At 59.6% G+C, this 6352-nt stretch carries 7 protein-coding genes; 3 read left to right on the top strand and 4 right to left on the bottom strand.

Annotation, left to right across the window (positions count from 1 at the left end; genetic code table 11):
• The coding region (locus tag QMX88_RS12410; RefSeq protein ID WP_282369645.1) for a ferritin-like domain-containing protein at positions 1-267 on the bottom strand (267 nt) is incomplete at its 3' end.
• A 232-nt stretch (positions 268-499) separates the two neighbouring features.
• Between QMX88_RS12410 and QMX88_RS12405 the strand changes: the two genes are divergently transcribed.
• Entirely contained in the window at positions 500-763 is a 264-nt protein-coding gene (locus QMX88_RS12405) for a DUF3820 family protein (RefSeq protein ID WP_282369643.1), read from the top strand.
• Between the two features lie 28 nt (positions 764-791).
• Entirely contained in the window at positions 792-1997 is a 1206-nt protein-coding gene (locus QMX88_RS12400) for an aminotransferase class V-fold PLP-dependent enzyme (protein WP_282369641.1), read from the top strand.
• A gap of 348 nt (positions 1998-2345) precedes the next feature.
• Here QMX88_RS12400 and QMX88_RS12395 read toward each other — a convergent pair whose 3' ends face one another.
• The 3 genes from QMX88_RS12395 to zwf are packed head-to-tail and all read right to left on the bottom strand — an operon-like array spanning position 2346 to position 5213.
• A complete protein-coding gene (locus tag QMX88_RS12395) occupies positions 2346-3020 on the bottom strand; it encodes a bifunctional 4-hydroxy-2-oxoglutarate aldolase/2-dehydro-3-deoxy-phosphogluconate aldolase (protein WP_122535897.1) in 675 nt (224 codons plus the stop codon).
• Positions 3021-3037: 17 nt separating this feature from the next.
• Positions 3038-3757: a 6-phosphogluconolactonase gene (gene pgl, locus QMX88_RS12390; protein ID WP_282369636.1), complete on the bottom strand. Its 720-nt coding sequence runs from the start codon at positions 3755-3757 to the stop codon at positions 3038-3040.
• On the bottom strand, positions 3744-5213 hold the full coding sequence (gene zwf / locus QMX88_RS12385; protein ID WP_282369634.1) for a glucose-6-phosphate dehydrogenase: 1470 nt from the start codon (positions 5211-5213) through the stop codon (positions 3744-3746). The genes pgl and zwf overlap by 14 nt, the downstream gene beginning before the upstream one ends.
• A 231-nt stretch (positions 5214-5444) precedes the next feature.
• Between zwf and QMX88_RS12380 the strand changes: the two genes are divergently transcribed.
• Positions 5445-6314, top strand: coding sequence for a MurR/RpiR family transcriptional regulator (locus QMX88_RS12380; protein WP_065992054.1), 870 nt, complete (start codon positions 5445-5447; stop codon positions 6312-6314).
• The last annotated feature ends 38 nt before the right edge of the window (positions 6315-6352 follow it).

The following is a 6352-nucleotide window of genomic DNA, read 5'->3' as shown; positions in this document are numbered from 1 at the left end:
ACTCAAAGCGCTTTTCAGGTTGACCCAAAGACGGTGTGCGCCGCCAGCAATGCTGGAGGAGTCTTCTGGATCGCCGCCCAGTGCACGCACTTCAGCTTGCAGCTCGGCAACGGAAGTCTTGCAGCCAGAAGAACGGGAAAGCAGGTAAGCCTTGATTTCCGGGTTCTTGGCGTCTTCAGCAGCAGTGTGAAAACCTTTCTCACCGTCAATGCTGGTTTCGATCAAGTCATTCAGAATAGAGATGGCTTCTTTGTTGATATCCGACATTTTGCGGTTCCTTTCTGGCAGGTTTATCAAAGGTCTGGTTAACGAAACACTCGATAGAGGGGATATTGCACTGTGCATGCCAGCTTTAGCTGATAAATAAAATCTATATTTTTCAATGAGTTAACAATATCAAGCGACAGTTGCGCCGCGCTTTATGCATGATCTGTGTGTTTGAGCAATTGCAGAATGCACGTATCTTTCAAGTTCACTCGAACGGATAAACGGTTATTGGATGAATCCAGAGAAATTGAAGTTGTTAGTCACACGCGAAATGCCGTTCGGCAAGTATCAGGGAAGGTTGCTGGCAGACTTGCCAGGTGATTACCTGAACTGGTTCGCCCGACAAGGTTTTCCGGCTGGAGAGTTGGGCGGCCTGTTGGCCCTGATGCATGAAATCGATCACAACGGCCTCTCGGCATTGCTGGACCCGCTGCGCACGCGGCCCCGCGAGCCGCTGCGCCAGGGCCCGCCGAAAGCCCCCATACGCTTCAACTAAACGCCCATAGATAAAAGCGAGCCGCTTGATGAACAGCACTGCATACGCAATAACGGAATTGGCGGATGAACAGGCTCGGGACGAAGCGTTCTGGCAGCAGGTTGCGGCGCAGTACGACGTCGAGCCCGGGCCGGTCAATTTCGAATACGGCTATTTCGGCCGTATGACCCGCGCAGCACTCAAGGATTACGAGCAGAACCTCGCTTACGTCAATCGCAGCAACTCGGTCTACGTGCGGCAGAAGTTCGATACCGAGGACAGCGAGACCATTCGCGCTGACCTGGCCGATCTGCTGAACGTGCCAGTCCGCGAAGTGGCCATCACCCGCTCCGCGTCCGAGTCGGTGCAAGCGCTGATTCGCAACTACAACGGCCTCGTGGCAGGCGACCAGGTGCTGCTCAGCGACCTGGATTACAACAGCGTGCAGACCGGCATGCGTTGGCTGGCGAAGAATCGCGGCGTGGAGGTCATTGAGGTCACTCACCAACACCCCGCCAGCCATGACGGGCTGCTGCAGACTTACCGCGACGCCTTTGCCGCACATCCGCGGCTTAAGCTGGTGGCGCTGACCTACGTCACTCATCGCACGGGTCTGGTAATGCCGGTGAAAGCGATCGCCGAGCTGGCCAAGGCCCACGGCATCGAAGTCATTCTGGATGGCGCCCACGCGCTAGGCCTGCTGGATTTCGAACTGGCTGACCTTGGCGTGTCGTTCGCCGGATTCAACCTGCAGAAATGGATTGGCGCACCGCTGAGCCTGGGTTTTATCTACGTGAAGGAGGAACGCCTGAGCGCCATCGACCCCGACATGGCCGACGAGCGCTACGGTGCGGACGATATCCTCGGGCGCGTGCCTTACGGGACGCCAAACATTCCGGCCTTGATGACCCTGCCCAAAGTCTTCGCCGACCATCGCGCCATGGGCGGCGCACCCGCCAAAGGCGCACGTTTGGCCTATCTGCGAGACCTGTGGGTCACTCAGGCGCGGACCATCGAAGGCATCGACGTGCTGACGCCGGACGACCCTCGGCTCTATTGCGGCATCACGTCATTCCGCTTCAGCCGTCACGCGGATCAGGAACTCATGGTCAAGCGCCTGCTGGATGAGCACGGCATTTTTGCGGTCACGCGGGAAGGCTCGGCCTGCGGGACGTGCATCCGCATTACGCCGGGATTCACCACATCGGCAAGGGATGTCGAGCAGTTGGTGGCAGCACTTCGTGCGCTGGCATAGGGTCTGCTCCCGAGTGGCCGCGCCGGGATCAAAGCCTTCGGTGAGTCCGTAGAAAAAAAGACGGCGCCTTCATGACGAAGGCGCCGTAAATCCATCGAGAAACGAACTACAAAGGAGCGGCAAAGATAAGCGCTCCTGCCGCTGCCTGTGCGGTACATATGTATTACGTATGAAAGGCGCAAAAAAAAACGGCGTTCCCGACCAAGGAACACCGTAAAAAAGCCATGCAACGACGACTTCTGCAGCAACGCCCCGACAGGGCGCCATAAACGGATCATGCTCAGCAGTTAACCAGCCTCCACTTGAACGGAAGCTGTCGAAAGCGGAGCCTGACCAGCAAATTCAGACTCAGTCGAACAACGCGATGGCTTCGGCAGTGGCGTCGGTAATCCGCTGCCAGTCGCCGTTCTTCACCCACGCGTTATCGATCATCCAGGTGCCGCCGACGCACATCACGTTGGGCAGCGCCATGTAGCTTTTCAGGTTGGCCGCACTGACGCCGCCGGTTGGGCAGAAGCGCACTTCCGGGAATGGACCGCCCAGCGCCTTGATCGCACCAACCCCGCCACTGATTTCCGCCGGGAACAGCTTGAAGCGGCGATAACCCAGCGCGTAACCGATCATGATTTCCGAAGCGCTGCTGATGCCTGGCAGCAGCGGCAGTTCGCTGAGCGCGGCGGCTTCCAGCAGATCCTGGGTGCTGCCGGGGGTGACGATGAACTGTGAACCCGCCTCCTCGGCCGCCTTGAGCATGTGGCGGTCGAGAATGGTGCCGGCGCCGACGCTCAGCTCAGGACGCGCATCACGCAGCATGCGAATGGCTTTGAGCCCGAACTCGGAACGCAGGGTTATTTCCAGCGCATTCAGGCCGCCAGCGGCCAGGGCATCGGCCAGCGGCAGGACATCCTGTTCGCGGGCAATGGTAATGACCGGCAGAATCTTCGCTTTCGCGCAGAGTGCGTCGATCTGGGCAATCTTGCTCGCCATGCTATTCAACGGCTGTTTCACTTGGGTATTTTCCATGGCGGCTGATCCTTTGCTTATGGGCACCAGTAGATCTCTAGAGACGGGTTGAGGAACGCGCGCACTGGCATTTCGGCGAGGTCATCGCCTGCCAGTGCAGCGCGCAATGTGTCGAGTTTGGCCTGACCGGAGACGGACAGGATGGTGGTCGCTGCCGACGCCAGGACCGGACGCGTCAGGGTCAGGCGCTGATGGGGGACGGTCGGTGCGAGCATGGGCAGGCAACGATGGTCGCTGTTGAGGTCCAGCGCTTCTTTCAGGTGCGGGCTGTGGGGGAACAGCGACGCGGTATGCCCGTCATCGCCCATCCCTAGAATCAGCACATCAATCTTCGGCAGCGCCTTGAGCGCCTCGTCAGTCGCCGCTGCAGCTTCATCCACCGTCGTGGTCGGACGATAGAGGCTGAAGAATTCCGCTTCCGCCGCTGGCCCCTGAAGCAGGAAACGCTTGAGCAGGCCTTCGTTGCTGTCGGCGTGTTCGACGGGCACCCAACGCTCGTCGGCCAGACTGACGCAGACTTTCGACCACTCGAGGGGCTTCTGCGCCAGCGCCTTGAAAAACGCCACCGGGCTTTTGCCGCCGGACACCACCAACGTGGCCGTACCGTGCGGGTTGCTGGAAATCGCAGCCGTCAGACGCTCGGCCACGTGATCGGCCAGCGCGTTCGCCAGGACTTCGGGGTTATCGAATTCGTGGGCCTTCAGGCCCGCCGGAAATTCAAGTTCACATATCGCCATACCAGGACCTCCCGTCACGCGTAATCAAAGCAATGGAGCTCATCGGCCCCCAGGAACCAGCGGGGTAAGGCTTGGGCGCATCGCCCGCCTTTTTCCAGCCAGCGATCAACTGGTCGCACCATTGCCAGGCGTATTCGATTTCGTCTTTGCGGACAAACAGGTTCTGATTGCCCCGCATGACTTCCAGCAACAACCGCTCGTAGGCGTCCGGCACACGGGCGCTGCGATAGGCATCGGAGAAGCTCAGTTGCAGAGGGTTGCTGCGCAGCTGCATGCCCTTGTCCAGACCCTGATCCTTGGTCATCACTTGCAGCGAGATGCCTTCATCGGGCTGCAGGCGGATGATCAGGCGGTTGCTGATCTGCAAGCGCTGCTCAGGGGCAAAGATGTAATGCGGCGGCTCTTTGAAGTGGATCACGATCTGCGACAGCTTCTGCGGCATGCGCTTGCCGGTACGCAGATAGAACGGCACGCCCGACCAGCGCCAGTTACGGATATCGGCACGAATGGCGACGAAGGTTTCCGTGTCGCTCTGGGTATTGGAGTTTTCTTCCTCCAGATAACCCGGCACCGGCTTGCCCTCGCTGTAGCCGGCGATGTACTGACCGCGCACCACCTGGGTGGCCAGACGCTCCGGGGTGAAAGGCGCCAGTGCCTTGAGCACTTTCACCTTCTCGTCACGAATACTGTCGGCGGACAGGTCGCTGGGCGGGTCCATCGCGATCAGGCACAGCAGCTGCAACAGGTGGTTCTGGATCATGTCACGCAGCTGACCGGCCTGGTCGAAATAGCCCCAGCGCCCTTCGATGCCGACCTTCTCCGCCACGGTGATTTCCACGTGGGAGATGTGGTTCTGGTTCCACTGTGTCTCGAACAGGCTGTTGGCAAACCGCAGGGCAATGAGGTTTTGCACCGTGTCCTTGCCCAGATAGTGGTCGATCCGGTAGATGCGGGTTTCAGGCAGGAACTTGGCGACGGCATCGTTGACGCGACGGGACGACGCGAGGTCATGTCCGATGGGTTTTTCCAGCACGGCGCGGGTGCGATCGGTCAGGCCGGCCAGCGCGAGGTTTTCGCAGATGGCGCCATAGACCGACGCCGGTGTCGCGAAGTAGGCAATCATGGTCGGCGCGTCGCCCACGGCTTCGGCGAGCGCGACGTAGTCCTCGCCCTTGAGGAAGTCCACATGCAGGTAACTCAGGCGGGCCTGAAAACGCTCCACGTGTTCAGTCTCAAGCTGCGCCTCGGGGACGAAGCGACGCAGGCTTTTATCAATGTAAGCCAGGTGCTCCTCAGGAGTCCCCGGCTCACGGGCCAACGCAATAATTCGGGTCTCGGCATGCAGCAGTCCAGCTCGATCAAGCTGGTACAACGCAGGAAACAGTTTGCGTACCGCCAGGTCACCCAAGGCGCCAAACAACGCAAAAGTGCACGGTTCAACCGTAATCGAGAGCATAATGTTGGTTCTTTTATCAAGTTAAGCTACAAATACCTTTTTTAAAGGCGTTACTCAAGGCCGAATGTAGTAATAACCACAACATTCCCACCTTAACCACATTAGAGTGGTGATCACCACAGGCCCTCAGTACGATAGGCCACCTTTGCGACAGGCTAAAGGCCGAAATTCCCTCACTGCAAATAAAGGCCTGTCGACCGGCCTGTCGCCGTTTCATCAGAAGGACAAACAATGGACCGCGTACGCAATCTTCTGGAGCAGATCCAGAGTCGTCTGGAAGAGCTGAACAAGGCCGAGCGCAAGGTCGCCGAGGCGATTCTGAGCAATCCCCAGCAGGCCACCCGGTTCAGCATCGCTGCGCTGGCCCAGGCCGCGAAGGTCAGTGAACCGACGGTCAACCGATTCTGCCGCTCGTTCGATGTCAGCGGCTATCCCGAGCTGAAGCTGCAACTGGCCCAGAGCCTGGCCAGCGGCGCCGCTTACGTAAGCCGCGCCGTGGAAGCCGATGACAACCCGGAAGCCTACACCCGCAAGATTTTCGGCAGCGCCATCGCGTCCCTCGACAGCGTGTGCCAAGTGCTTGACCCCAACCTGATCAGCAAAGCGGTCGACCTGCTGATTCAGGCGCGGCAGATCCACTTTTTCGGCCTTGGGGCGTCGGCGCCGGTGGCACTGGACGCGCAGCATAAATTCTTCCGCTTCAATCTCGCTGTCACGGCCCATGCCGACGTGCTGGTGCAGCGCATGCTGGCGTCGGTGGCCCACACTGGCGAGCTGTTTGTGATCATTTCCTACACCGGGCGCACCCGCGAGCTGGTCGAAGTGGCACGCATTGCCCGGGAGAACGGCGCGTCGGTGCTGGGCCTGACCGCTGCCGACTCGCCGCTGGCGAAGGCCAGCACGTTGAGCCTGAACATTCCGCTGCCCGAAGACACCGACATCTATATGCCCATGACGTCGAGGATCGTCCAGCTGACGGTGCTGGATGTGCTGGCGACCGGCATGACCCTGCGTCGGGGCGTCGACTTCCAGCCGCACCTGCGCAAGATCAAGGAAAGCCTGAACGCGAGCCGGTACCCGGCGGACGACGAGTTGAATTAAGGGAACGCCTCTTTGGCAGGCGACCCCCCGCTCCCACA

The sequence above is a fragment of the Pseudomonas sp. PS02290 genome (assembly GCF_029960075.1).
Classification (GTDB): Bacteria; Pseudomonadota; Gammaproteobacteria; order Pseudomonadales; family Pseudomonadaceae; genus Aquipseudomonas.
The sequence above is the reverse complement of the archived record's forward strand: the minus strand, read 5'-3'. Positions and strand labels throughout refer to the sequence as shown.